At 61.4% G+C, this 24922-nt stretch carries 16 protein-coding genes; 14 read left to right on the forward strand and 2 right to left on the reverse strand.

All coding sequences use genetic code 11. From position 1 onward, the window contains the following. Window positions 1-35: 35 nt before the first annotated feature. The 6 genes from LL06_RS15155 (at window position 36) to LL06_RS15180 (ending at window position 8029) form a co-directional block, all read left to right on the forward strand. Entirely contained in the window at window positions 36-3011 is a 2976-nt protein-coding gene (locus LL06_RS15155) for a molybdopterin cofactor-binding domain-containing protein (protein ID WP_035528544.1), read from the forward strand. Then, window positions 3008-3835: an FAD binding domain-containing protein gene (locus LL06_RS15160; RefSeq protein WP_035528546.1), complete on the forward strand. Its 828-nt coding sequence runs from the start codon at window positions 3008-3010 to the stop codon at window positions 3833-3835. The genes LL06_RS15155 and LL06_RS15160 overlap by 4 nt, the downstream gene beginning before the upstream one ends. Continuing rightward, window positions 3823-4335, forward strand: coding sequence for a (2Fe-2S)-binding protein (locus LL06_RS15165; protein ID WP_035528548.1), 513 nt, complete (start codon window positions 3823-3825; stop codon window positions 4333-4335). Before LL06_RS15160 ends, LL06_RS15165 begins: the two co-directional genes overlap by 13 nt. Beyond that, the gene (locus LL06_RS15170; protein WP_035528551.1) at window positions 4328-5845 is read left to right on the forward strand and encodes an AMP-binding protein; all 1518 of its coding nucleotides are present in this window, start codon (window positions 4328-4330) and stop codon (window positions 5843-5845) included. The genes LL06_RS15165 and LL06_RS15170 overlap by 8 nt, the downstream gene beginning before the upstream one ends. Before the next feature lie 37 nt (window positions 5846-5882). Further along, entirely contained in the window at window positions 5883-6689 is an 807-nt protein-coding gene (locus LL06_RS15175; RefSeq protein WP_035528554.1) for an enoyl-CoA hydratase/isomerase family protein, read from the forward strand. A gap of 77 nt (window positions 6690-6766) precedes the next feature. After that, complete coding sequence (locus tag LL06_RS15180; protein ID WP_035528557.1) at window positions 6767-8029, forward strand: benzoate/H(+) symporter BenE family transporter; 1263 nt, start codon at window positions 6767-6769, stop codon at window positions 8027-8029. Between the two features lie 170 nt (window positions 8030-8199). Here LL06_RS15180 and LL06_RS15185 read toward each other — a convergent pair whose 3' ends face one another. Both LL06_RS15185 and LL06_RS15190 read right to left on the reverse strand, forming a co-directional pair. Continuing rightward, window positions 8200-8832, reverse strand: a complete 633-nt coding sequence (locus LL06_RS15185; protein ID WP_035528560.1) for a tyrosine-type recombinase/integrase — start codon at window positions 8830-8832, stop codon at window positions 8200-8202. Between the two features lie 275 nt (window positions 8833-9107). Then, window positions 9108-15041 (reverse strand): DUF3320 domain-containing protein, encoded by a 5934-nt coding sequence (locus LL06_RS15190; RefSeq protein ID WP_244447149.1) that lies wholly within the window; start codon window positions 15039-15041, stop codon window positions 9108-9110. Between the two features lie 758 nt (window positions 15042-15799). Between LL06_RS15190 and LL06_RS15195 the strand changes: the two genes are divergently transcribed. The 8 genes from LL06_RS15195 to LL06_RS15230 all read left to right on the forward strand — a co-directional run bounded on the left by LL06_RS15195 (window position 15800) and on the right by LL06_RS15230 (window position 24458). After that, on the forward strand, window positions 15800-16861 hold the full coding sequence (locus LL06_RS15195) for a hypothetical protein (RefSeq protein WP_035528564.1): 1062 nt from the start codon (window positions 15800-15802) through the stop codon (window positions 16859-16861). Then, the gene (locus LL06_RS15200) at window positions 16854-17579 is read left to right on the forward strand and encodes a hypothetical protein (protein ID WP_035528566.1); all 726 of its coding nucleotides are present in this window, start codon (window positions 16854-16856) and stop codon (window positions 17577-17579) included. Before LL06_RS15195 ends, LL06_RS15200 begins: the two co-directional genes overlap by 8 nt. Window positions 17580-18149: 570 nt before the next feature. Next, window positions 18150-19073 carry a hypothetical protein gene (locus LL06_RS26435; protein ID WP_052161606.1) on the forward strand — a complete coding sequence of 308 codons (924 nt, stop codon included), beginning with the start codon at window positions 18150-18152 and terminating at the stop codon, window positions 19071-19073. Between the two features lie 89 nt (window positions 19074-19162). Further along, window positions 19163-19597 (forward strand): hypothetical protein, encoded by a 435-nt coding sequence (locus tag LL06_RS27325; protein ID WP_152599633.1) that lies wholly within the window; start codon window positions 19163-19165, stop codon window positions 19595-19597. After that, window positions 19594-21636 (forward strand): ATP-binding protein, encoded by a 2043-nt coding sequence (locus LL06_RS26440; RefSeq protein WP_052161607.1) that lies wholly within the window; start codon window positions 19594-19596, stop codon window positions 21634-21636. The genes LL06_RS27325 and LL06_RS26440 overlap by 4 nt, the downstream gene beginning before the upstream one ends. Next, window positions 21629-22384, forward strand: coding sequence for a hypothetical protein (locus LL06_RS15220; RefSeq protein ID WP_052161608.1), 756 nt, complete (start codon window positions 21629-21631; stop codon window positions 22382-22384). Before LL06_RS26440 ends, LL06_RS15220 begins: the two co-directional genes overlap by 8 nt. 568 nt (window positions 22385-22952) lie before the next feature. Continuing rightward, window positions 22953-23294 carry a hypothetical protein gene (locus LL06_RS15225; RefSeq protein WP_052161609.1) on the forward strand — a complete coding sequence of 114 codons (342 nt, stop codon included), beginning with the start codon at window positions 22953-22955 and terminating at the stop codon, window positions 23292-23294. Between the two features lie 546 nt (window positions 23295-23840). Then, a complete protein-coding gene (locus LL06_RS15230) occupies window positions 23841-24458 on the forward strand; it encodes a hypothetical protein (protein WP_035528571.1) in 618 nt (205 codons plus the stop codon). The last annotated feature ends 464 nt before the right edge of the window (window positions 24459-24922 follow it).

Genomic DNA, 24922 nt, shown 5'->3' on the forward strand with positions numbered 1-24922 from the left:
CGGCACCCCTTCACCAACGGGTGCGGGAGGAGCGAATGACCAGATTGGAAACGGCGGGCGGCCTGATTGGCCGGACCGTCCAACGGGTCGAGGACGCCGGACTTCTGACCGGCCGCGGCCGCTACATCGACGACTTGCCCGTCCGGCGCGACACCGCGCACCTGGCGATCCTGCGTTCGCCGCATGGCCATGCCGAAATCCGTGCGATCGATACGACTGCCGCCCGTGCGCTGCCCGGCATCTTCGCCGTGCTGACAGGCGAAGATGTGGCAAGGCTCACCCGCAGCATGACGGTCGGGGTCAAGGCCAATGTCGAATGCTGGCCGATCGCCCGGGACCGGGTGCGCTATGTCGGCGAACCCGTCGCCCTCGTCGTCGCCGAGAACCGCTATGTCGCCGAGGATGCGCTCGACCTGATCGAGGTCGAGTACGAGCGGCTTATCGCCATTGTCGATCCCGAGAAGGCGCTCGCCGCAGACGCACCGGTCTTGCATCCCTCGCTCGGCACCAACCTCATCAACGAGCGCAGCTTTCGCTACGGCGACCCCGAAGCAGCGCTCGCGACTGCGGACCACCGCATTTCCATCCGCATCGCCTATCCGCGCAATTCCTGCACGCCGATCGAAACCTACGGGGTCATCGCCGACTACGATCCCGGTGAGGACGCCTATGATGTCACCGCGAATTTCCAGGGACCGTTCTCGATCCATGCCGTGATTTCCCGCGCGCTGAACGTGCCCGGCAACCGCATGCGGCTACGCACGCCGCCCGATTCCGGCGGCTCGTTCGGCATCAAGCAGGGCGTGTTTCCCTATGTCATCCTCGCCGCCGTCGCTGCCCGCGTCGCCGGACGGCCAGTCAAATGGATCGAGGACCGGCTCGAACACCTAACGGCCTCGGTCTCGGCGACCAACCGTGTCACGACGCTGGAGGCGGCCGTTGCCGCCGATGGCCGCATCACAGCACTCTGCTGGGATCAGCTCGAGGATTGCGGCGCCCATCTGCGCGCCCCGGAACCGGCGACGCTCTATCGCATGCACGGCAACATGACCGGCGCCTATGCGATCGAGAACGTCGCCATCCGCAACCGCGTCGTGCTCACCAACAAGACGCCGACGGGACTGAACCGCGGCTTCGGCGGACCCCAGGTCTATTTCGCGCTCGAACGGCTCGTCCACAAGATCGCCGACGAGCTTGGGCTCGACAGGCTTGCGGTCATCCGTCGCAACCTCGTGCCGGCCGACGCCTTTCCCTATCGCACGGCGACCGGCGGGCTCCTGGATTCGGGCGACTACCAGACCGCAATCGATCGCGCGTGTGCGGAAGGCGGCCTCGAGGCTCTGAAGCTGCGAAGGGACAGTGCGCGTGCCGAAGGGCGCCTCTATGGCATCGGCTATGCGACGGTGGTCGAGCCGAGCGTCTCCAATATGGGCTACATCACGACAGTCCTGACGCCGGAGGAACGGGCGAAGGCGGGTCCGAAGAACGGCGCCCAGTCCGTCGCAACAGTGGCCATCGATCCTCTCGGCTCCGTCACTGTCAAGGTCGCCTCGGTGCCGCAAGGGCAGGGCCACCGCACCGTCCTGGCGCAGGTGGTCGCCGAGCGGCTCGGGCTCCCCCTGGAGGCCGTGTGCGTCAACACCGAACTCGACACCGCGCGCGACGCCTGGTCGATCGCGTCCGGCAATTATGCAAGCCGGTTTGCCGCTGCCGTCGCTGGCGCCGCTTCCCTTGCCGCCGACCGTATCCGGGACCGTCTTGCAGCTATCGCCGCGAGCCAGCTCAATGTCACGGCGGATCGCGTGGAGTTCAAGGCCGGGAAGCTCTTTGATCGCGACAACCCGGACAATGCCATTTCCTTCGGACGCGTGGCTGCGGCAAGCCACTGGGCGCCCGGCACCCTGCCGGATGGAAACGTCCAGACGATCCGCGAGACTGTCTTCTGGACGCCGGAGCAACTCGAGGCGCCGACGGCCGCGGACGGGATCAACTCGTCGCTCTGCCATGGCTTTATCTTCGACATCTGCGGCGTGGAGATCGACCGGGCGACCGGCCAGGTGCGGATTGACCGCTACGTGACGATGCACGACTGCGGCCGCATCCTGCATCCCGGCATGGTCGAAGGCCAGGTGCGTGGCGGCTTCGCCCAGGCCGTCGGTGCCGCACTCTACGAGGAATATGCCTATGGCAGCGACGGCAGTTTCCTGCCCGGCACCCTCGCCGACTACCTGATCCCGACCGTGATGGAGACGCCGGAGCCGCTGATCCTCCATCACGAAACGCCATCGCCCTTCACGCCGCTTGGCGCCAAGGGCGTCGGCGAGGGCAACTGCATGTCGACGCCGGTCTGCATTGCCAACGCCGTCGCCGATGCGCTCGGAGTCGAGGACATACGGCTGCCGCTGTCGCCGAGTCGGGTCAGCGAATGGCTCTATGCCGAGGAGCGACCTTCGTCGAAGCCGCGGGACGTTGCCCCGGTCGCCACCGGCGCCTCCGGCGAACGGTTGCTGACGGGCGCGGGCTCGGCCGATGTCGTCGCCACCCGCCAATCCGTCTGGACGATGCTGCTCGACCCGAACACGCTGAAGGCCATCATTCCCGGCGCGCACGAGGTCCGAAAGGTCTCCGACACGCATTTCCGCGCCGAGGTCACGCTCGGCATCGGTCCGGTCAAGGGCCGATACCGCGCCGACATCCGCCTGTCCGACATGATCGCGCCGGAAGCTGTCACGCTTTCGGGCGGCACGGAAGGCGCGCTCGGTTCCGGCCGCGGCACGGGCCGCGTGACGCTGACCGAAACGGCGACCGGCACCCGCATCGACTATCGCTACGAGGCAGCGATAGGCGGAAAGGTCGCCTCGGTCGGCGGCCGCCTCCTCGACGGCGCTGCGCGCGTGGTGATCGGACAATTCTTCCAGGCGCTCGCCCGTCATGCCGGCGGCGGCGCGCCTCCCAGCGCCGCCGCCGGCTTCATCCAGCGGCTTGCGAACCTTTTCAGGAGGCGCGGATGAAGCCCGCATCCTTCGATTTCATCTGTCCTGACACGCTGGACGAAGCGCTCTCGGCCCTCGCCGAAGCAGGCGGGGACGGGCGCATCATCGCCGGCGGGCAGTCGCTGGTGCCCATGCTCAACATGCGCCTTGCCCGCCCCGGCGTGCTCATCGACATCATGCGGCTTGAAACGCTGCGCCGCATCGAGACGTCCGGCGACGGGATCACCGTCGGTGCGGCCGTGCGCCAGGCGGACCTGGAAGCCTGGCCGAACCTCCTGCGCGACCTGCCTTTGCTGGCCGCAGCCTTCCCCTGGATCGGTCATGTGCAGACGCGGGCGCGGGGCACGGTCTGCGGCTCGGTCGCCCATGCGGACCCAAGCGCCGAGCTGCCTCTGTCCCTGGTCACGCTCGGCGGCGCCGTCAGCCTGCGCAGCCGCAAGCAGAAGCGCAAGGTCACGGCGGACGACTTCTTCATCGGCATGATGGCGACCAATCTCGCCGAGGGCGAGATGATCGAGGCCGTGCATTTCCCGAAGGCCCGGCCCGGCAGCGGCTATGCCTTCCGCGAGGTCGGCCGCCGGCATGGCGATTTCGCCATCGTCGCCTGCGCAGCAGTCGCCGATGACACGGGACTGCGGCTCGGCATTGCCGGCGTCGATGACCGGCCGCGTGTGTTCGCGCTGCCGGAGCTCGACGACGATCAGTTCGACGATGCCCTCAACGACATCGCCTGGTCGCTGAACGCCCGGGAAGACATCCACGCCAGCGCCCGCTACCGGCGCGAACTGGTCCGCAATCTTGGCCGCGAGACCCTCAGGGAGGCAAGCCGATGCCGCGCATGAACGCTGCCCAAAGGCATGGGGTCGAATTCACGCTGAACGGCCGCAAGGTCCGTGCAGAGGCCGAAAACCGGATGCTGCTGTCGGATCTGCTGCGCCACGAGATCGGGCTGACCGGCACCCATGTCGGCTGCGAGCACGGGGTCTGCGGGGCCTGCACCGTGCAGATCGACGGAAAGCCGGCGCGCGCCTGCCTGACGCTCGCCCAGCAGGTGCGCGGCAGCGACGTGCGAACCGTGGAAGCGCTGGCTCCCGGCCCGGCCGAGCTCTCGCCGCTTCAGGCGGCCTTTCGCCGCCATCACGGACTGCAGTGCGGCTTCTGCACACCCGGCATCCTGATGTCGCTCGACGCCCTTTTGCGCGATCAGCCGGACGCGGGCCGGGAAGACATTCGCGAGCACCTCTCCGGCCATCTCTGCCGCTGCACGGGCTACGCGACAATCGTCGAGGCGGCGCTCGCCGCCGCGGAGGAACAACGGAAGGAGGAGACAACAAATGCTTGATCTTGGAACGAGCTTCCTCGCGAGCGTCGAGCGCGACCCGGACGCGCTCGCGATCGTCGACGGAGAGATGCGCCTGAGCTATCGCCAGTGGTACGACAAGGTTTCGGCGCTTGCCGCAGCGCTCAGCGAGACCGGCCTGAAGCGCGGAGACCATGTGCTGACCGCCATGCAGAACCGCTGGGAGAACGCGTCGCTGCACTGGGCCTGTCAGTTTCTCGGCCTGATCGTCACGCCGCTCAACTGGCGGGCAAAGGCAGACGAAATCGACTTCGGCATCGAGGATTCCGGCGCGAAGGCCGTGTTCTACGACGTGTCGACGGAAGAGGCCCTGCGCCTGTCGCGCCACGCGCAGCACCTGCCGCAGTTCTCGGCCGAGGCGCTGGCCTCCATCATGGACAGCAGAGCTTCCGATGCGGTGCCACTCGCGGGCGCCGCGGACTGGTCGCTGATGCTGTACACGTCCGGCACGACGTCGAAGCCGAAGGGTGTTCCGCGCCGCCACCTGGCCGAACGCGCCGGCGCCGTCGCCCATGTCGCCCAGAACCTCTACCGGCATGGCGAGCGTACACTCGGCGTCATGCCGCTCTATCACACGATGGGCGTGCGCTCCCTGATCGCATCCTCGCTGATCGGCGGCACTTTCGTCTGCCTGCCGCGCTTCGACGCGGCCAAGGCGCTCGACCTGATCGAACAGGAGAAGATCACCAATCTTTATCTGGTGCCGACGCTTTACCACGACCTCGTGCATCACGATGCCTTTTCGACCGCGCGCGTCGCCTCCGTCACCAAGCTCGGCTATGCCGGCGCCTCGATGACCGACGGGCTTCTAAAGCGGCTCGACCAGACCTTCCGGCCCGAACTCTTCGTCAACCACTATGGTTCGTCGGAAATCTACACCTTCACTATCGAGCAGACGGCGGCCGCGAAACCCGGCTCCGCCGGCCGCGCCGGGATCAACCAGACGATCCGGGTCGTGAAGTTGGGCAGCCGAAATCCGGACGAGCGGGCAGTCGTCGGCGAGGAAGGCGAGATCATCGCGCTGATGAAGAGCGACGAGGCCTTCGAGGGCTACTGGAACCGGCCCGAGGCGGATGCCAAGGCGCTCCACGGCGGCTGGTACTTCACCGGCGACACTGGCTTCTTCGATCAGGACGGCGATCTCTTCGTCACCGGCCGCGCCGACGACATGATCATCACCGGTGGCGAGAACGTTTCGCCGGTCGAGGTGGAAAGCTGCCTGTCGCTGCATGACGGCGTCGCCGAGGTCGCGGTCGTCGGCCTCCCCGACGAGCGCTGGGGCAAGATCGTTGTCGCCTTCATCAAGCGGCGCGGCGATGTCACGGCCGAGGATCTCGACCGCCATTGCCGCGATTCCGGGCTCGCCAACTTCCGCCGCCCCCGCCGCATCGTCTTCGTCGATGAGATCCCGAAATCCCCCGTCGGAAAGCTGCTGCGCCGCCTTCTGGTGGCCGGCGACTACACCGAGGAACGCATTCCCGAAAATCAGTGAGTGGCACCCCGCCGCCCGACCAACGAAAGGACATTCCATGGCCGAACACGCCGCATTCCAGGACCCGCGCCTGGCTGAACTCGACGGCTTCACCGTCACGATAGATGCCGCCCGTCAGCGCGCCGACATCACGCTCGACAATCCGCCTTACAACGTCGTCTCCATGCAGGCCCGCGACCAGTTGCGCCTTGTCTTCGAGGCGCTCGACGAAGACGAGCGCGTCCGCATCATCGTCGTTGCGGGCAAGGGCGGGCACTTCTCGTCCGGCGGCAACATCAAGGGCTTCCTCGAGGCGAGCCCGGAGCATGTCTCGCACCTCGCCTGGAACATCGCGGCACCGGCCCGCTGCTCCAAGCCGGTCATCGCCGCCAACCGCGGCTTTTGCTTCGGCGTCGGCTTCGAACTGTCGCTTGCCTGCGACTTCCGCATCGCGACTGACACCACGCGCTACGCACTGCCCGAGCAGAAGCTCGGCCAAATCCCAGGCTCCGGAGGCTCTGCCCGCCTGCAGAAGATGGTCGGCGTCACCCGCACCAAGAACATCGTGATGCGCTCGAAGCGGATCACCGGTCAGGAGGCCTACGACTGGGGCATCGCCTCGGAGATCGTTGCGGACGCCGATCTCGAAAAGGCCGTCGACGCGCTCGTCGAGGAACTGATCGGCTTCTCTCCGCTGGCCCAGCGCACGGCAAAAAAGCTTCTGAACGACACCGACGACGCGCTGCTGTCGACGGCCATCGAGCTCGAGGGTCATTGCTACAGCCGGCTTCGGACATCGGAGGATTTCCGCGAAGGCGTGCTCGCCTTCCACGAAAAGCGCGCGCCGTCCTTCGTCGGGCGCTGAACCAACGGCCGGGCGGGAGCCCGGCTTCATTTCCACGAGGAGGGAGCGGCCTCGGATCCGCTTCGGGAGGATTGAGAATGGATACGACCCAGCAGAAGACACTCGAAACACGCCTTGTCGAACGGGGACCCGGCCTTATGTCGGGTCTCAGAGACTTGCCGAAACATCTCGGCATCAAGACCATGAGCGCCGGGCTCGTCGCCGCCATCTTTGGCTGCTCCGGTCCGGCCCTGATCGTCATCGGGGCGGCAGAAGCGGGCCATCTCAGCAACGGGCAGACGGTCGCCTGGCTGTTTGCGATCTACGTGCTCGGCGGGCTCATCAGTCTGCTGCTCGCGCTCTACTACAAGCAGCCGATCAACGGCGCCTACTCGATCCCGGGCGCGGCCCTTGTCGCCGGCTCGCTTGCCACCATTCCGTTCAACGAGGCCGTCGGCGGCTTCATCATGGCGGGCCTGCTGGTTCTGCTGCTCGGCGTGAGCGGCCTCATAGGCAAGGTGATGCGCTGGCTGCCGATGCCGATCGTCATGGCGATGATCGCCGGCGCGCTGATCCGGTTCGCCATCGGCACGGTGACGGCGCTCAACTCGGCGCCGCTGATTGCCGGCGCGGCAATCCTCGCCTTCTTTGTCTCGATGCGGCTCACCAAATCCATTCCGCCGGTTCTGGCGGCCCTTGTCGCAGGCCTGGTCGTTGCGCTTGCGACCGGTGCGGTCGGCGGCGGCGCGGCCAACATCGCCTTCGCGGCACCGGAATTCACGATGCCGGTGTTCTCCGTCGACGCCTTCTTCGCGATCGCCATCCCGCTCGCCCTTCTGGTGATCGGCGCCGAGAACGCGCAGGCGACCGGCGTGCTCATGGCCGAGGACTACAGGCCTCCGGTCAACGCAATGACGATCATTTCCGGCATCGGCGGTGTCGCAGCCGGTTTCCTCGGCGGCCACAATGCCAATATCGCCGGCCCGATGACGGCCATCTGCTCGTCCGAGCAGGCGGGCGAAAACAAGGAGGGGCGTTATGCCGCGACCGTCGTCAACGGGGTGCTCTTCGCCGCCTTCGGCCTCCTCGCCGGCGCCGCGGTTCCGATCGTGCTCAGCCTGCCGTCCGCCCTCATCGGCACCGTCGCCGGCCTCGCCATGATCGGCGTGTTGCTGTCTGCCTTCCAGAACGCTTTCGGCAAGTCGCTCGGCAACCAGACCGGCGCCTTCGTGGCACTCGCCGTCGCCATGTCGAACGTCTCGCTCTTGGGCATCAGCGCACCCTTCTGGGCCCTGGTGGCGGGTGTCATCGTCTCGGCTCTGGTCGAAGCCGGAAAGATCGGGGAGAAACAGCCCGCCTGATTGCGGGCCGCCTTTGATCGACATCTGCTGCCAGTCGCCCCCATTGCTGTTCTGTATGGCCGGCATGGGGGCGAATGTGGAAACAATTTCCGTATCGGGGCTCAAAGCAACTTCTTCACATGGCCCTCTGCGCCAAGACCGACGGCCCCGTTGAGCACGGGGCCGCTCTGTCAAATCTCCGTGTGCTCCGCCAGCTCCAGGGCATCCTCGATGTCTACCCCAAGATACCTAACGGTATTCTCGATCTTGGTATGGCCCAAGAGGATTTGGATCGCGCGAAGATTTCCTGTCGCCTTGTAGATCATTGCCGCCTTGGTTCGTCGAAGCGAGTGTGTGCCGTAGTCCTCGCATCGCAGGCCGATTGCGGCCACCCACTCATCGACCAATCTTGCGTACTGGCGGGTGCTCAGGTGATCGGCAGGATCGACCCGGCTGGGAAAGGCGTAGTCATCGACCGTTCCACCTCTTCGCTCAAGCCAGGCAAGCAGGCTGGCCCTCACGTCGGCCGTGATCTCGAACTGAACCGGACGACCGGTTTTCTGCTGGATCACCATCGCGCGCGATCGAATCTCGGGCCCGGTCACAAGGGTTCCGATCTTGATTTTCTCGAGATCGCAACCTCTAAGCTTGCTATCTATCGCGAGGTCGAACAACGCGCGGTCTCTCATGCGCTCCTCCCTATCGAGGAAGAAGCGGATCGCCCATATCTGGCGCTGCTTCAGTGGCTTCTTAACACCGACCTTCCGGCCGGCGTTCCATGCCGGTCGCACCAGTGCAGCAGGATCATATTGTGCAGTACCCATTTGAGTTCTCCTTCGGCCGTCATTGGCCGTCGGAATAATGCGCAAAAGAAAGGAGTTTATGGAGCCGGGAGGGAAACGGCATCGCAGATGCTAAATGGCCGAGTTGGGGGCGCGAAGGGCCGTTCTTCCTAGCGATGCACATGTCCGCTTCTGGGCAGCGGCCATTGTCACGGCAACGACTGAGATGAGGGCGCAATGCGGAAATGATTTCCGCTTCGGGATATGCAGTTTCAGCGCCGATAAGCTGCCACCGACATAAACTGGCCGATTTCACTTCACATCTCAGCCCTCCCATTGGCTTGCGTAAACAATGCCATCGCCTCGTCGATCCGCGCGCGGCTGCTGGCGGCCAGCCGCTCGAAGCCCATCAGCCGCGACAGCACCAGCGCCGGGTCCGGTTCCTCCAGCGCCTGGGGATGGATCCGCACCAAACCGACAAGCTCCTGCAGCGCGATGTCAGTCACCGGCCGACGGTCATCCTCGGTGGCGGGCGGCCGATATTCGACGGTCTCCACGATCCCGCCCTTGGGCCAGAGGAAGCGGCCGGCGCTGTCCTGGGTGAAATCAAAGGGGCGCAAGTGTCGTTCGATCTTGTCGCGGATGCGGCTGCCGGTCCGCAGCCAGCCATGCGCCCGGGCGATGCGTTGCGCCACCACATCGTCGCGCACCGGGGCTTCGGTGTCGACGATCCTGGCGACCATGCCGTCGATGGTGGAACGGTAACTGAATTCGTAAAAGGCGTCTGGATCGGCTCTGAATTCCGAGAGATCGGTCTTGCTAAATCGCTCGACGGCTTCGGCGTCTGAGCGAATGACCTTCTGGAAGGAAGGGCTACCCGCCTCGGGTTGCGTGGCAGGGTCGGCCGAGGATGGCGCATCCGAGTCGTCGTCAGGTGTTACGCCCTCGGTCTCTGTCATGTCGTAGCTCTCCTGGGACATTTCATCATCTGCGTCTGATTCGGCGGACCGGCTTTCGATCTCTTGTTGCGCATCCCGTTCCGCGTCCTTCGCCTGGCTCGCCACAACCAGGGCTTCGAGCGCCATGTGCAGACGCTCGGTGGCGCCCGCGTTGTCATGCCACCAGTCCGGCGACCAGATGCGCAGGATCTCCCAGCCGAGCCCCCTGAGCACCTCCTCCCTGATCTTGTCCCGGTCGCGCGCGGTCGCCGAGCGGTGATAGGTGGCGCCGTCGCATTCGATGCCGGCCAGAAACGTGCCCGGCTTGTGGGGATGAACCACGCCGAGATCAATGCGGAATCCCGACACGCCGATTTGCGGAACAATCGTCCACCCCTTGGCGCAAAGCGCTGCCGACACTGCCTGTTCGAACGGGGAGTCGAACGAGCCGACCGAACCTTGGTCAACAGCCGGCAGGGCAATCGCGCCGCGCTCGGCATAGTCGAGAAAGGTCTTGAGGTGCTTGACACCTTCGGCGCGGGTGCGCCCGGTGTCGATCTTGTCCGACATGATGGAGGAATAGACCATCAGTTCCTGGCGCGCCCGGGTGACTGCCACATTCAGCCTCCGCTCGCCGCCGTCGCCGTTGAGTGCGCCAAAGGCCATTGTCAGCTTGCCGGCTTGATCTGGACCGAAGGTGATCGAGAACAGCATGACATCGCGCTCGTCGCCTTGCACGTTTTCCAGGTTCTTGACCACTGTCGGCTCGACCCGGTCGCGGGCGAAGAACCATTCAAGTTCGGGAAACTCCCTGCGCTTTTGATCGAGCAGATCCTCGATCAGCGACTGCTGCTGGCTGTTGAAGGTGATCACGCCAAGCGTTGGCCGTTCCGATTCCGGCAGTTTCAGCCATGTCCGCATACGGGACGCTGCGTCGCTGGCGATGGCCATGGCTTCGGCCTTGTTGGTGCGGCTCTTGCCGCGATCATAGATCCCCTCGGAGAGGTAGCGGAGCGACACCGCCCGGTCCTCGGTCACCGGCGACGGGAAGGTGATGAGTCGGTTGTGGTAATAATGCCAATTGGAGAACGCGATCAGGGATTCATGCCGGCTGCGGTAGTGCCAATTGAGTTCAAGAACCGGAATTCCCGACACCTTGGCCTCATCCAGGATGCTCTCCAGATCCTTGTCATGCTCCTGGATCTCGGGGTCGGCGTCGTCATTGTCCGCCTTGCCGAAGAAATTGGTGGGCGGCAATTGCCGCGGGTCGCCAACGATCACAGCCTGCCTGCCCCGCGCCAAGGCCCCCACGGCGTCCCAGGTGGTGATCTGCGAGGCCTCGTCGAAGATCACCACATCGAAAAGCGCCTGATCCGCCGGCAGATACTGGGCAACCGAAAGCGGCGACATCAGAAGACAGGGCGCGAGCGTGCCGAAAGTCTGGGGTATGCCGGCAATCATGTCGCGAATGGATTTGCTCGGCCTTTGCAGTTCCATCTGATGGCGCAGCAGTCCGAGTTCCGAACGTCGTGGCACCTCGTTCGGGGCGGGCAGATTCCGCGCCAGCTTTCGCTGGATCTCGGATGGTGCGCCTTGCTGCGCCAGTTCATCCAGCCTCTTGAAATCGGCGAGTGCATCCTCGTGCTGGAAACGCTTGAACTGGCGGATGACCGGATCGGCATCGATTGCGCCTGGCAACCACCAACGCGCATAGGCGAGTTCGAAGGATGGTCCCGCCTCGTCGGGTTCCAAGCTCTTCTGCTCGAGAGCAGTGATGAAGGGTTGGAGACCATGCGCAATCGCCTTCTTGCGGACATCGCACCACGAAGTCCATGTCTGAAGAGCAGTCTGATTGGCCCGAATGTCAGCCATGGTTGTCATAATATCGGCCAGCATGGACTTGGCGCCCGCCGCAACCGGAATCGTTCCGGCCAGCTCCCGATAGGCCTTCAATTCAAGGGTGAACGCCTGCCGTGCCTCGAGGAAGGCAACTGCCCTTGGCAGCAGCGGATGATCGGCATCGGCGCCCATCAGGCAAGGCGCCACCGCTTGCGCCACCGACTTGACGGAACCGGCCGCCTGCCCAAGCCGCATCAGTGCTGATCTGAGTGCCGCGGCCTCATCGAAGTAGGTCGAGATCGCAGCCGTATCGGACTCGACCCCGCGCCAGCCGGGCGCGTGCGCGCCCAGCGAACTGGCCCCGACTGCTTCAGCGCTCGCCTTCATGATCCGCAAGTGGGGCAAGTCGCGCTCCGGATCCGCATTCCCGGATCTCACATAGGATTGGAGCAGTTTGCGGACCCGTCTTTTGCCCAACAGGGATTTCGGCCAAGCGCTTGCGCCGGCTTGCCTCCAGTCGATGTCCAGCTGGTCGACAGGTATCCGGACCAGATCCTCGTGCGCATAATCCGCGCCCAGTTTCGAGCCGGCGGCCTTGAACTGACTGATGGCGTTCTCGACTTCCGCGATGGAGTTTCTGAGTTCGGCGAAATTGCGATCGAAGATGACCCTGAAGTTCTTCCCGGCGGCTGCTTGCAGTGACGTTGCCATCACGGCCAGTTCATTCAGTTCGCCCACTGAGCAATCCGATCTCCCATCCATTCCGAGCGCATTCGTGAAGGTTTGGAGTTTCCTCTGCAAGTTGGCAACCGAGCCGGACAGACGTTCGGATTGGGCCAGGAAGCTCTTCTCCCAGCTCGCTGACCACTCTGTCACGTCAACAAAGCGCAACGATTTGACCGGGGTGACTGAGCGGAAGACCAACGCCAGTTCGGCCACGAGCTCGGCCAGCCTCTTGTAACTCCGTTCATCGTGCTGGCTGGGTGCAGGCCATTCCAGATCGGGTGCATAGGCATCCATGCCCCGGACGAAGACCCCCATGGCCCTGAAGATGGACCAGCCGTTCGGCGCCTGTCTGTGCAAGGATTGGACGTAGCCGTTCAGCTCATCCCGGCGCACCCGCAGACGATCGTTGATCCTGATCCACTGTTCGCCGGAGCCGGATGTGCTCGCCTCCCAGGACTCCTTCAATTGCGCGACGAACTTCTTCCGCTCGGCCTTATTGGAGTGGATCTCCAGGCAAAAGGCGCCCAGTCCGTGCTGTTGCAGCCGCCGATGCACCACGCCAAGAGCAGCGGTTTTCTCGGCAACGAACAAGACGCTCTTCTTCTCCGACAGGCACTGGGCGATCATGTTGGCGATGGTCTGGCTCTTGCCGGTGCCGGGCGGGCCGATCAGGACAAAATCATGTCCTTCCGCGGCTGCCATGGTCGCGGCGAGTTGCGACGAGTCCGCTGCGAGCGGCATGACCAGATGCTTCGGTTCATATCTGACATCGATGTCGCGTTCACCCGGGAAGGTCGTCGCGACGCCAGGCTCGAAGGCGGTCTCGGGGTTATCGATCAGGTGGCGCACAACCCTGCTCTGGCGAAGCTGGTCCGTCCTGTCGACCAGATCTTTCCACATCAGGTATTTCGCGAAGGAGAAGGTCGACAATGCCGATTCATTGACCACTTCGAATCCTGGAACCTCGCGCACCGCGCGGCGGACCATTTCGAGAACCAGCGGAACGTCTGTGCCGCTGTCATCGGTTGGCAGCGGCGCTTCAAACTGCGGCAGCGACAGGTCGAAATCCTTCTTGAGCAACTCCAGCAGTGTGGAGTTGAAGCGGACCTCATCCTCGTGGTGAAGAATGTAAAACCGAGATGAGGCGCTCTTGCGTTCCAGCTTCACCGGCACCAGCAACAGCGGTGCGCGATAGGATTTTACGTCATCGGCCGATCGTTTCCAGCGCAGGAAGCCAACCGCTAGAAAGAGCGTGTTGGAACCGCCTTCGGACAGATCGTTCTGAGCGCGCCGGTAGAGTTCGATAAGCCGGGCATCCAGGTCCTTGACTGCGAGCGGCGACGACAGCTCGTCCCGCTGCAGCGCCGCCAAGGCGAACTCGGTGTTCAGATCCTTCCCGGTTGCCTGGAAGTGCAACTTTTCATCGCGATCGCCGATCGGGTTCTGCTGCGGCAACGATATGATGCGGACCCGCGCTTGATCGGCCAGCCGGTCTTCCAGGAAGGAAATGTCGGGGCAGACAAACGGGATCACCTGTTTGCTGTCCCTGAAGTTCAGAAGCCGATTCCGAAGCGAAAGATCAAGAAGCTTGCGCTGCCAGCGGTCGATCCGACCGGATGCCGTGGTCGGCTTCTCCTCGGCGCTGTCGGTCGGCATCGCGGTAAAGTCGGGAAGTGATGGCAGCGGTAGGGGTGCTGCCTCTTCCCCGCTATCGGCCTTGTCGTCAACTGCGCGGTGATGCGACGCCATCGGTCTGATCTGCGCCTGGCGGGCGCGCGCGATGTCGATCGAGGCGACAAAACGGTCCTCCTCCTGCTCCGACATCCGGCCGCGGGCGATGCGGATCGCATCCTCGAATGTGGATGCAGGCGCATGGGTGATGGCCGTCGTTTCGAAGGTGACGATTTCACGGCCGGCCAAGGCCTTGCGCACCTCGCCCGGATCGGTCTCGATCAGATTGGGAAATGTCTTCCGCGTGAGCCAGAAACCAGTGAGCGCATGATCGTCCAGCAGCAGAACCATTGGGTTGAGCCCCACGGCCTCCAACGCTGCGGCAAACAACAGGCTTGTGTCGAGGCAGGTCGCCAAGCCATCATCGATAATGGTCGTCGGCCGCCTGACCTTCTGCCCATACTTCTCGAAACTGCGTGGCGGCTCGGCATAGGTCAGCCTGCGCGCCGCAATCGCTGACCAGATGGCTGCGCCCAGCATGTAGGCTCGCCGCGGATCCTGCGACTGGTAGCCATCGAGCGCCGAGGAATGCCCGTGCTGTGCAAGCACGTTTCCGGCATCCTTGATGATCTTGGCAATGCCGGGATCATTGGGCATGACGAAGGCGGCAAGCAGAGGCGCCATGGCGCCGAACCCGCCCCATTCGTCCCTCGCCAGCAAACGGATGTCCTCTACATGCTCGGAGATCGGTTGATCTCCCGAAAACAGCACGAACCGGACCTGTCCCCGTTCCGCTTCATTCAGGCCGGCAAGGAACTCCGGATCGAGTTCTATCGCCCGGTCCGAAATCCTCAAACTGTCGCCGGGCGCCATGCGATCGATGGTCCAATGTTTCGACCGGCAGAACGCAGGCGTGACGCTGAGTTCGAGCCGCAGATTGCTGAGCGTCGTCGCCGTGCCGTTGTTGATTTCAACTGATCTCAGAATGGGGACAGCATTTTGCCAAGAAGCATAATTGATGGCGCTGACGATGTCGGGAATGATCGCAACGGACGGAGCGGCTTCGACGTCATCCATGGGATGGTCTTCATGAGCTCCGATATCCATAGATTGCACAATCCAATTTTGCCAACTTGAAGTTTTTATCAAATAACAATTTGGACCATACGTCCAGCCAGGCGAAAACGCCGGTCAATGAATGGCGCTTGTCGTCATGTGTCGCCGCCTTACGACACACATGATTGGGGAAGGACAGCCAAATGCGGATGTCTTCCGACTGCCGGTCCCGAACAGCCGATGCGGAAATTGCTTCCGCATCTCGCTCGCAGTCTACCGGGGTGCTGTTGTGACCGGGCAGGGCAGGCAACTGCCGATAGGCCGACGGTACTGGCTGAGGGCAGTGCGACGCGGTGAGCTGTCGGATGATGCCGCCATCAACTCACCTTGGTGGCACGAGGCACATTCATGTCCAAAGGCATTTGCTCAATATTGGAGGCTGCAATCGGCAGAGCATCTGGCGATCCTCGCGCCTAAAGTGCGGCGGCCAACGGATCTATGTGGTGAGGGTTTTCGACAAAGATACATCGCATTCTGAAAGACAGTAACGAAAGTTTAAAACACACTTTAAGAGAGCATTTGTACTTGTTGATATAAGTATGCGTCATTATGTCGCAATTACCCATTCGCGGAAGACGCTTTTGACTAATATTCAACGATAAGATCATGAAAAAAATTAATAAATCAATATGTTAACAATCCGGACGATTTGACTCGGAGAGGATTTTGGCAGATCATTGATGTATCGGCATTTCGTCGAAACCACAACAGGAGGTTACATGTACAAGAGATCAGACAGGCCATCGGGCATCAAGAAGGCCGTGTCCAGGCTGGCCGCCTCTGCGTCCATCAAAACGGTTGCCACGGCTGAGCCAGCGCTGACGCCAGAAATGGTAAAGCTGCTTGAAGCGACGGAATCCACAATCGTTGCACTCAATCGCCGTTCAACGGCGCAGGCTCACGAATTGGGCCGTTGCTTCTTTGAAGCAAAGGCTATCGTTCCCGAAAAACGCTTCGGCAAATGGCTGAAGGGATTTTCGGATTATACGGTCCGGTCCGCCTGGAACTATGCTTCCATCTATGAACGGCTGCAGGACTACCGCGAACGCTTGGAGGCTTCCGCTGTCTTGCCGACGGTCATGTTTGAACTTGCCAAAGGCGAGCCCCACATGGTCGGCGCAGTGATTGACAGGATCGAGGCCGGTGAGCGCCTGACTGCCAAGGCGGTCAAGGTTGCTCTCGGCATTGCTCCGAAGCAGAAGGTGAAGTCCGTCGAGTTCCTGGACCTTGGCGGCCTTGCAGGCTTGCGCAAAGCGTCCGACGTGAAGATGGCGACGGACACGGCCGAATTCCAGCGTCTCACCAAATCCGTTCTCGCCGAAGTCGAGGATGCGGTGAAGCCGCTTGCCGAAGGCAAACGCGTTGTCAAGAATAGCTTGGCAGCGATGATCGAGCTTGATTGTCGGCATGCGTGCGAGCTTCTCAACGCCATCATCGCCCCGCTCACGCCGTATGCTTTTGATGAGCGCAGGACGTGGCGGCCGGTTGAACTCGACAAGTCAACTGGTTGGGGGCAGGCGCAAAAACTTTTGCACCGGCTCGGCATGGAACCGGATTGGCCCGGCTCCACGGAATTCGGTCCATGGGTCAGGGACGAGGTGCTGCCGATGCTTCGCTTCGTCGTGCATGGCGAGCCACTGACCTCTCCTGGGGCCTCCAAAGAAGAAGTGCGGCCGCTTTTGGATAACTCTGAAGACATGGACATCGCCGAAGAGTATGTCCTCCCGCTGCCCATCGGCCTTGGGCCTGTCGCTGACATCGGAGGAGATCTCCATGCTTGAGGTAATCTCTGCTTCAGACGACGAAATTGCGACACCAGCGTCTGACAAGACGGAGGAGGATGTGGAGGCGGTGTGCACCAAGATTTTCGAGGCCGTCCACCGCATGCCGGGGAGGACGAGCGAAGCCGATTTGGTGCGTCAGCTCAGCAATGGCCGACTTTCCCTTTACGGTCGCTTCATTCTGTCGGGTGAGGATGTATCGCTGTCGATTTGGGGCACATGCATCCAATGCTGGATCGATTGCGAGATGGCGTCTGATGATCACCCGCTGTGCCACTTTGTGGATCAGCGCCGCGAGGTGCTTCAGAGTTTCTATGAATCGCTCGCGACTAGCACGGAAGACACGCTTGCGCTGGTGGGACGTTGGGTCGATTTTTTCGGTGACGCGCCGGGCACTCTCGTCATCTACCTCCGCCGCATGGTCAACCCGGACTGGGCCGGCTCTGCGTTGTACACTGGCGAGATGGATGCCTGGGACCCGACTTTGGGCGGCCCCAGGTATCCCCTGGTGCTCGACGGTCACGATGTAGCAAAGGACAAGGCCACGCTACTGCGCGAGACCAGACGACTTGTCTTGGCGGAGAACAGGCGATTGGGGTATGCGGAAGAACCGGTGGTGCAAGGCATACTCTGGTGGTCGAAAGACCTGAGCGGCGAAGACAAATATAGGATCAGGATCACCGTTCCTGATGAGTGGGTGCTTGCGGCAGTCACCTGAAGAATCGCTCTGCTATTCGCCAACATGGCCCGCTTCGGCGGGCTTTTCTTTTGCCCGGACGCTTCAACAGCCCGCGTCACATGTTAACCATGCCTGGGCTCTTGTTCCGGAAGTGTTCTTTTTGCCTTGCCGGAGACAAATACCCGGACTATGTCTGGATGGTCGGCGGAAGTTCAATTTCTGCAGTCACTTAACGGCCCCCACCGGTGCTACGAACACCAATGGAGGCCTAACCCACAACCTTCTTAGGAAAGGACAGGGCTATGTTGACCCTTAACGATATCCACCGCTTGGTGGAAGCACTCTCTCCAAGTTCTCCTGTTGAAAATGCTGCGGCACCGACGCCTCAATTTCCCTGGATCGCCATCGGTGACCCATTTGGGACACCGCGACCGTCTGGTTTCGTGTCGGCCTCGCGCTGACTGACCGAACCCGTCGGCCATCCAGGCCTCTGTCACTCTGATCGATCTCGCCGATCCGTCCGACGCGGAAATAATTTCCGCGTAAGCGCAGCCGCGTCCTCGCCAGTGTGATGCCCCGCATCCTTTTCAATTTTCCAGGAGACTACCCATGACCACTCTTCCCGCCGCGACTGCTCCGACTACCCGCTACCAGCATTCCGCCGACCTCAAGCTGCTTGAGCCGCAGCTTGAGGCCCTCGTCACCGAGATCGCGGCCACCGCCTTGTCCGTCGAGGCGATGCGAAATTCCTTCGAAGGCAGTCTGGAGGAGGCCGCTTCGGTCCTGCGCTCCGTTCCAGTTCACGAGGGCCGTCTGCTCGAGCGCGGCATCGACCTGCTGGCTACCTGCAATCCCGACCTTGTGGTTCTCACCGAAAATATCCGCTTGGCCCTGACGCCGGCGGCAATCCAACTGGTCGAGAACAATGAGCCCGGTTTGTACCGTGGCCTCACGCTCGATGCCGATACCGGGGGGCGCAAATCATACACCCCCGATCATCTGATCATCAACCGAGTGACGGGGATCGCGCACATGGTCGACGTCAAACGGAGCCTCACCTCCTACGAAGCGGCCCGCATCACTGAGCTCAAGACACGCATGTGGGCGTCTGCTCTCGTCGTGCCCGACCACGTCTACAAGGAACATCGCAGGCTCACGGTGAAGGAGGTCCGCGTTGTCATTCTCAACGCCGAAGGGACCCGCACGGATATCAAGGGCGGCATCTGGCCGTTGTCGCACCTGGACCATCTGCTCGAAGTGAACGGCGCCGGCGAAGCCTTGCTGGCGCTGCGCAAGATGTTCCGCGTGAGAATTGATGCAAACTGGCGGGCCGCCCGGGGTCCGGTAGCAGTAACGGTAACTGGAGGTTTCTCTTCGGAGATTGTTCTTCAGGAACATGCTGACGAAGGGACCGATGTAGATGATCCGGCAGAACATCTGACCGATGCCGAAGAGGGCGATGCACCTCTGCGCAACGGGCGACCTCCTGTCATCGTTGGCTTTGCGCAGGTCCCGTCTGCCGGCCCACACTAGCGGCTCTCAGCCGCCCGCAGCACCGCATTCCATCCAATTCGAAACCCAAGAATGTCGAGCCAAGGGCTCGGCCAAGGGAGACACGTGCCATGACGACCAACACGGCCACCATCATCGCTTTCCCCACAGACCATAAACCAATTCGAGCAAAGGCACTTCGCAGTCGGGTCCAAGACCATCCGACGGTGCGTTCCGCCGCGCCGGCGCCTTCTGCAAGCCAAGGTGTTTCCCAGGGGCAGGCGGAAGCCTGTTCTTCAGGACTGCCGCCACGTACACCCGAGGAGCAGGCCCGCCATGTAGCCGCCGTGGTTCGCATTGCCATTCGCTCCGCGAAACGCCGCGGCGTCAGGCTTGAAAGCGTGCTGTCTATTCCGCGCGGATGGCTTCTTGATCTGTGTGACCAGGGCGACCCGACCTGCATTGTTGTCCGCGATTGGCTCCAGGGAAATCGCAAGCATCTTCCGAAAGAGCTGGAAGTCGCGGCCACCGGCTGGACAAGTGGCAGTTGGGGAGATGCGTCATGAATATGGTCGCTGAACGCATCTCCAGCCATCTTTTGCGGCGCATCCGCAGGCGTGCCGTGCTTGACCTCTACCAGCGTGCATCGGACGTGGGACTGCTCGATATCAGCTTTCCCTTCGGTGAAAAGAAGTCGGGCATCGCATGGCAAGTGTCCGGCTCCGCGGCATTTGGTCTTGCCGGCGACAGAGACCGTGCCCGTCGTCTGGTTGGCAGGGCGCTGAAGCTCGTACCGACGACTCCGCATGATTGTTTCGATCATAATGGCAGCGAACCCGTCAACCGGATGGCCATTGGAATGTCTCGCAGTAAGTCAGTGTCCAAGGCCCAACGGAAACACGTTGACGCTGGTGTGAAGCCCTCACCGCCGAAGAAGGCGCCAACTTCTGCCACCAATCCCATGCATGCCAGGCAGCTGGATACCCCAACCGTGCTCGCGCTTTTACGCGAATCCCTGCCGCCGCCAAATCCAGTTCAGGTCATGGTCGCTTTGCTGATCGCCCGTGCTATTGGCGAAAGCATCACGGACCTCGGTAATTTGCGCGATGTTCTAATGCGGCGACATCCAGTGATCCTGCTCAAGATCCCGGTCGCAGGTTTCGAGAGGCAATGCGGCCTCATGCTGGAGGATGCGTTGCTATGTCCCTTCTATGGTGAGTTGACAGACATCAGGGGCGACCGTCCGCTCTCGGAACGTTTTGGCGAAGCTCGACCTGAGATGAGGCAGCGAAAAATCGTCATCGCGTCCGGGCGAAATATCACGGAACTGACCCGACAGACACTGACAACAAAACTGGCCAAGGCAATTCTTGGCGAGCCTGCGCCGCTTGTCATCGCGGATGAGACCCAAGCGCCTGCCAGGCCCGAAATCATCGCCGCCGCCGACATCGTGCTTCAAGGCGCTTGTATCGACGCAGAGCTGATCGCGGAGCTGCTCCATGCATGTCTCAGCATTCCCGTTGATGAATCCCGCGCCCTCATGAAGGGGATTGTGTTCGATCCCAGCCGCCTCGGCGTCGACGATCTGGCGCTTGCAGTGCGGCCCGGGCGCACGGCAGGAGCGGTGCTGAACCTGCTTGCGAGCCTCGCGGACCCAGCGGGCGCTGATGAAACCGCGGATGAAGACAAGAAGGGTCGCAAGTCGCGCTCATCGAATCCGCTTTCGGCGTCGAGGGACAAGCCGAAGCTTACACCGATCGACATGATCCTGCCCGAAGCCGAGCCGTCGACCGATGCCGCCGCCGACAAAGGCAAGGGCACGATCCCGGCGGCGACGGTAGGTGAAGCCGCAGCCTCGACGCCCAATCATGTCCGCTCTCTGCGCGTCGAGCAGCTGTCCGGCTATGGAGAGGCGCGACCCTGGGCGCTTGATCTGAAGGAAGACCTCGCGCTCTGGCGCGAAGACGCCCTCGGATGGGAGGAGATGAGCACCAAGTTGTTGTTGTCGGGACCACCTGGTACTGGGAAGGCCACTTTCGCGCGGGCGCTTTGCAACTCCACGCAAATCCCATTGATTGTGACCTCGGTCGCGTATTGGCTCGAGCCCGGCTTTCTCGGTGATGTTCTTCAGCGGATGTCCGGGGTCTTCGAGAATGCGAAGTCACATGCCCCCTGCATCGTCTTCATTGATGAGCTCGACGCCATCGGCAGTCGTGGCAGCGGACGAGGCGGAGATGACCGTCACGAGCATTACTGGACCTCGGTTGTCACGCGTCTGCTGGAACTGCTCGACGGCGCGCTGAGGACCGAAGGGGTCATCGTGGTTGCGGCAACAAATCTGCCGGGCCGGATCGACCCGGCGCTACTTCGCTCGGGAAGGCTTGAGAAACATGTCGTCATTCCGTCGCCTGATGCCGAAGCGCTGGCGGGCATTCTCGCGCACCATCTGGGTTCCGATCTTGCCGCCGTTCTGGCGTCAGCTCCCGTGCATACCGAGCTACCTTCCGAGAACGGGGCGACGGTTGACACGCCGACATGCAGCCCCGTTCATCCGAAATCATCGTCCGCAGTTCGCACCATCGAAAAAGGACCAGCTCATGTCTGACAGCCTTCCATCCACCTCATCCTCAACGGCCCTTCAATCCCTCGCATGGCTGGCCATCGGACGGACCGGAGCCGATATCGAAAAGCTGGTTCGAGAAGTGCGGCAACAGGTCCGCCGGGACAGGCGTGAGCTCACGTGGACTGACATCGAGCAGGCGCTCGGTGCTCAACGCATGACCATGTCCGATGATCTTCGCTGGCGTGTGGCGGTCCATGAAGCGGGTCATGCAATGGCGTGGACGCTGCTCGATATTGGCAAGGTCGAATCAGTAACGATCGGTCTGCGGGAGATGGGCGAAGTGGCGGTCGACAGATATCGTCATCTCGCGCAAACCGAGATCTGGCTGACCAGAGTTATGGCTGCCATCCTTGCGGGACGGGTGGCCGAACAGCTTGTCATCGGCGAAGTCATGGCGGGCTCGGGCGGTGGTGACGAAAGCGACCTCGCCAAGGCAACTCTTGTTGCCCTCGACGCGGAAACCAGCCTGGGCTTCTCAGAACATCAGCCGCTGATTTATCGCGCCAGCCTCCGCGGGTTCGACGTTCTGACGCTTGATCGCGAACTCGCGGAAAGGGTCAATGGCCGACTGATCGCGGCAGAAACCTTGGCCCATGATTTGCTGGTAAGGCATGAGGCGAATGTGTTGCGGATTGCCACCCGTCTTTCCAAGACTGGTGTCATGTCAGGAGAGGAGCTGCGGCAATTGATGGGCATCGATGGCGATGGAACCCCGGCCGAGGATAGCTAAGTCCGGCACTGAAACGCCGATTCCTTCGGGCGCCATGCCGATTCCCAACCCGGATTTGCCGATTCAGCCGTCAGGAAATTCGATTCATCGAACCCGAAAACGCGATTCAAGCAACCACTGAAGGTGATTCTGAACTCCTCACTTTCGATTCCGGATTGCGGATACTCGATTCGAAACGCGGATTTGCCGATTCCTGTGCAAACGGCGGTAGCGGATGGAACCGAGGTTATGGGGCCGCCAAAGCGGCGCAAAGATCGGGGAGGGGTTGTCTCGGGTGGGATGGCGAAGGGATCGAGGTGAAGCCTCCGCACGCTGCCGCGAATGTCATTTGATTGGAAACGCCATGCCCGGAAGGCGATCCAAATCGGCTTGATTGAAATTGCATCAGATCAGGGTGCGGGCAACTCAACGCACATCAATTCAATTTACCATGGCGCGATTCCAAACCCCCGATATTCGATTCAAGATCAGGAAAGCGCGATTCCTCGGGATACGGCGTTTGCAGAAAGGTTGTGGTCATGGACGGGTGATAGGTTAGCGAGTATGTGGTGACGAGTGAGGACGATCGATGGCCAGGATGCCCCCGAAACAAAGAAAGGCTGAGCAGAAAGTGCGACAGAAGAAAACTCGTGACACGGCTCGGGAGAAGCGTCGCCCGTCGCGGGACGACATCGCCCGCCTTTTGCTCTGGCAGATGATCACGGGCGTCAACGCCAACCGTCGGGATCGCTGCGAGGTTCTGGATCGGCTACGCAACGAACTCGTCGACGGTCTTGTGAGCCAAGGCTTCGATGCTCGTGAGAGCGAGGATGTTTTTGAAAGACTTGTACACAAATACGTCAATGGCCCGCCGCCTTTCCGCCCGAAGCGGCATCTGAAAAAGGCTGCTGGCGGCTCGGACGCTGACTAGGCTGACCTGGACCTGGCCTGATGACCATCACTGTCGCCGATCGCATCAATTTGTAAGACCTGTTCCAAGGATTGGGAAATCATGGGCCGTATGCTCAAATAGCGTTCGGCTAAATCGGTGGCCCCAAGCTTCTGTTCTGCTCTCAATCATCACCGTTCCTGCAAACCCCGTACCTGCTCATTTTGTGTATTCCCCCCGTTACTTCATATAACGGCGTTTGCACAGGAATCGAATTTTTTACGTGGTAGTGAGTCGGCTTTTTGCCAAGCCTTCCATGGCAAGTGCGAGCCACAGGGATCTTGACTGAATGCCGGGTACGCAACCTTTGTGACTTCTGTTTCAAGGCATCACAATTAGCCGACGTGCGACCAGGCGGGGATCCTCCAATATAGATCTGTGTATATATTGCGATCACTCAAGTAATTTAGTTATTTAGATTTGATATAGATTAAAAAATATTTCCAGAAATGCTTTTAATTAATTACCGTATTGACTGAAAATTATTTCTATATTATAATGTATTGCCTACATTAAGGAGTATCGAAGTTGATTAATGCGGATTCTAAGCAATTTATACAGGCGTATGACGCTGCAATTCGGGCCGGGGTTCCTTTCGACATAACTTACTCGGCAAAGCTTTTGTTGCCGGGCAGCGATGCTTCAATCATTGTGGATCGAGAGCGCATTACGATAAGCATCGATGACGCTCCAGTTCCGGGAGATCATCCGATGAGTACGTTCATCGAGGAACACGAGTTCGAGATCCGGGATGTGACGTCAGGGGACCTGGGGGTCTTCACGGAGATCGTCATGGCCGGTCGATGGCATAACCATGAAACAGAGATGCAGGGGTTCGAACCCTATCTCGTCTGCAAAACGGATGAGAAAGGCAATGTGTCAACGGCCACGTACAAATATGATTTCTTTGGCTACGGCGGAGGAGGGCATAGCGTCGGATTGAACTCTCATATCGACGGTTGGTCTGCTCACAGAGTGATCATGGCTGTAACGGCCAGACTTACCGACTACAGCAATCTCTCGCCAGGTTTGCCAAAGACCCTCGGTCTCCCAACAGGTGCAGTCTGGTATCCGCCGGCAGGGCTTGGTCTGCCGTGTCTGGTGATGGAACATGCCAATGAACAGATTGCAGCGTTGTCTGCATGACGTTGCTGATGGGGCAGGGATTGGCGACTGGTCAGAGTTTGGCCGGGACGACCAACGCGACTCCGGGCCTTGGGGCCATTGTCAGAGTGTTTCAGATCATCGTCGAATAGGCACTCGGGACGTTCCTCGGCGTGCAATTGAAGATAACGGAGGTGCGGACTGGGTTGGGAGGGTGCTTCTCGCGCTTGGCATAACGGTTGCGATCTGTGGTGCTGCCGACCAGCGCAGGGGACGGCAGGCACGCAAGGTGGACATATGTCTGTACCGTCGAACGGCGATTGGCGCTGAAGTGACCTGGCCAACCGGACCGCTTCAAATGCGCGACGGCCAATAGCTCGACGTCCACAAGGGACCAACTTGGCGTCCCGAGGGTCTCCTTATCTCGTATCTCAAAAAAACGGGCAATAGGGCGTGCCCCGAATGCGGCGTACCCAGACCGCGCGATGTTTTATGTAAGAATGGCT

The organism is Hoeflea sp. BAL378 (genome assembly GCF_000759435.1).
Classification (GTDB): Bacteria; Pseudomonadota; Alphaproteobacteria; order Rhizobiales; family Rhizobiaceae; genus Hoeflea.

Excerpts from the sequence above, each read along its gene's own strand:
- LL06_RS15155 (WP_035528544.1), top strand. The coding sequence starts at position 36 with ATGACCAGATTGGAAACGGCGGGCGGCCTGATTGGCCGGACCGTCCAA.
- LL06_RS15160 (WP_035528546.1), top strand. The coding sequence starts at position 3,008 with ATGAAGCCCGCATCCTTCGATTTCATCTGTCCTGACACGCTGGACGAA.
- LL06_RS15165 (WP_035528548.1), top strand. The coding sequence starts at position 3,823 with ATGCCGCGCATGAACGCTGCCCAAAGGCATGGGGTCGAATTCACGCTG.
- LL06_RS15170 (WP_035528551.1), top strand. The coding sequence starts at position 4,328 with ATGCTTGATCTTGGAACGAGCTTCCTCGCGAGCGTCGAGCGCGACCCG.
- LL06_RS15175 (WP_035528554.1), top strand. The coding sequence starts at position 5,883 with ATGGCCGAACACGCCGCATTCCAGGACCCGCGCCTGGCTGAACTCGAC.
- LL06_RS15180 (WP_035528557.1), top strand. The coding sequence starts at position 6,767 with ATGGATACGACCCAGCAGAAGACACTCGAAACACGCCTTGTCGAACGG.
- LL06_RS15185 (WP_035528560.1), bottom strand. The coding sequence starts at position 8,832 with ATGGGTACTGCACAATATGATCCTGCTGCACTGGTGCGACCGGCATGG.
- LL06_RS15190 (WP_244447149.1), bottom strand. The coding sequence starts at position 15,041 with ATGGATGACGTCGAAGCCGCTCCGTCCGTTGCGATCATTCCCGACATC.
- LL06_RS15195 (WP_035528564.1), top strand. The coding sequence starts at position 15,800 with ATGTACAAGAGATCAGACAGGCCATCGGGCATCAAGAAGGCCGTGTCC.
- LL06_RS15200 (WP_035528566.1), top strand. The coding sequence starts at position 16,854 with ATGCTTGAGGTAATCTCTGCTTCAGACGACGAAATTGCGACACCAGCG.
- LL06_RS26435 (WP_052161606.1), top strand. The coding sequence starts at position 18,150 with ATGACCACTCTTCCCGCCGCGACTGCTCCGACTACCCGCTACCAGCAT.
- LL06_RS27325 (WP_152599633.1), top strand. The coding sequence starts at position 19,163 with ATGACGACCAACACGGCCACCATCATCGCTTTCCCCACAGACCATAAA.
- LL06_RS26440 (WP_052161607.1), top strand. The coding sequence starts at position 19,594 with ATGAATATGGTCGCTGAACGCATCTCCAGCCATCTTTTGCGGCGCATC.
- LL06_RS15220 (WP_052161608.1), top strand. The coding sequence starts at position 21,629 with ATGTCTGACAGCCTTCCATCCACCTCATCCTCAACGGCCCTTCAATCC.
- LL06_RS15225 (WP_052161609.1), top strand. The coding sequence starts at position 22,953 with ATGGCCAGGATGCCCCCGAAACAAAGAAAGGCTGAGCAGAAAGTGCGA.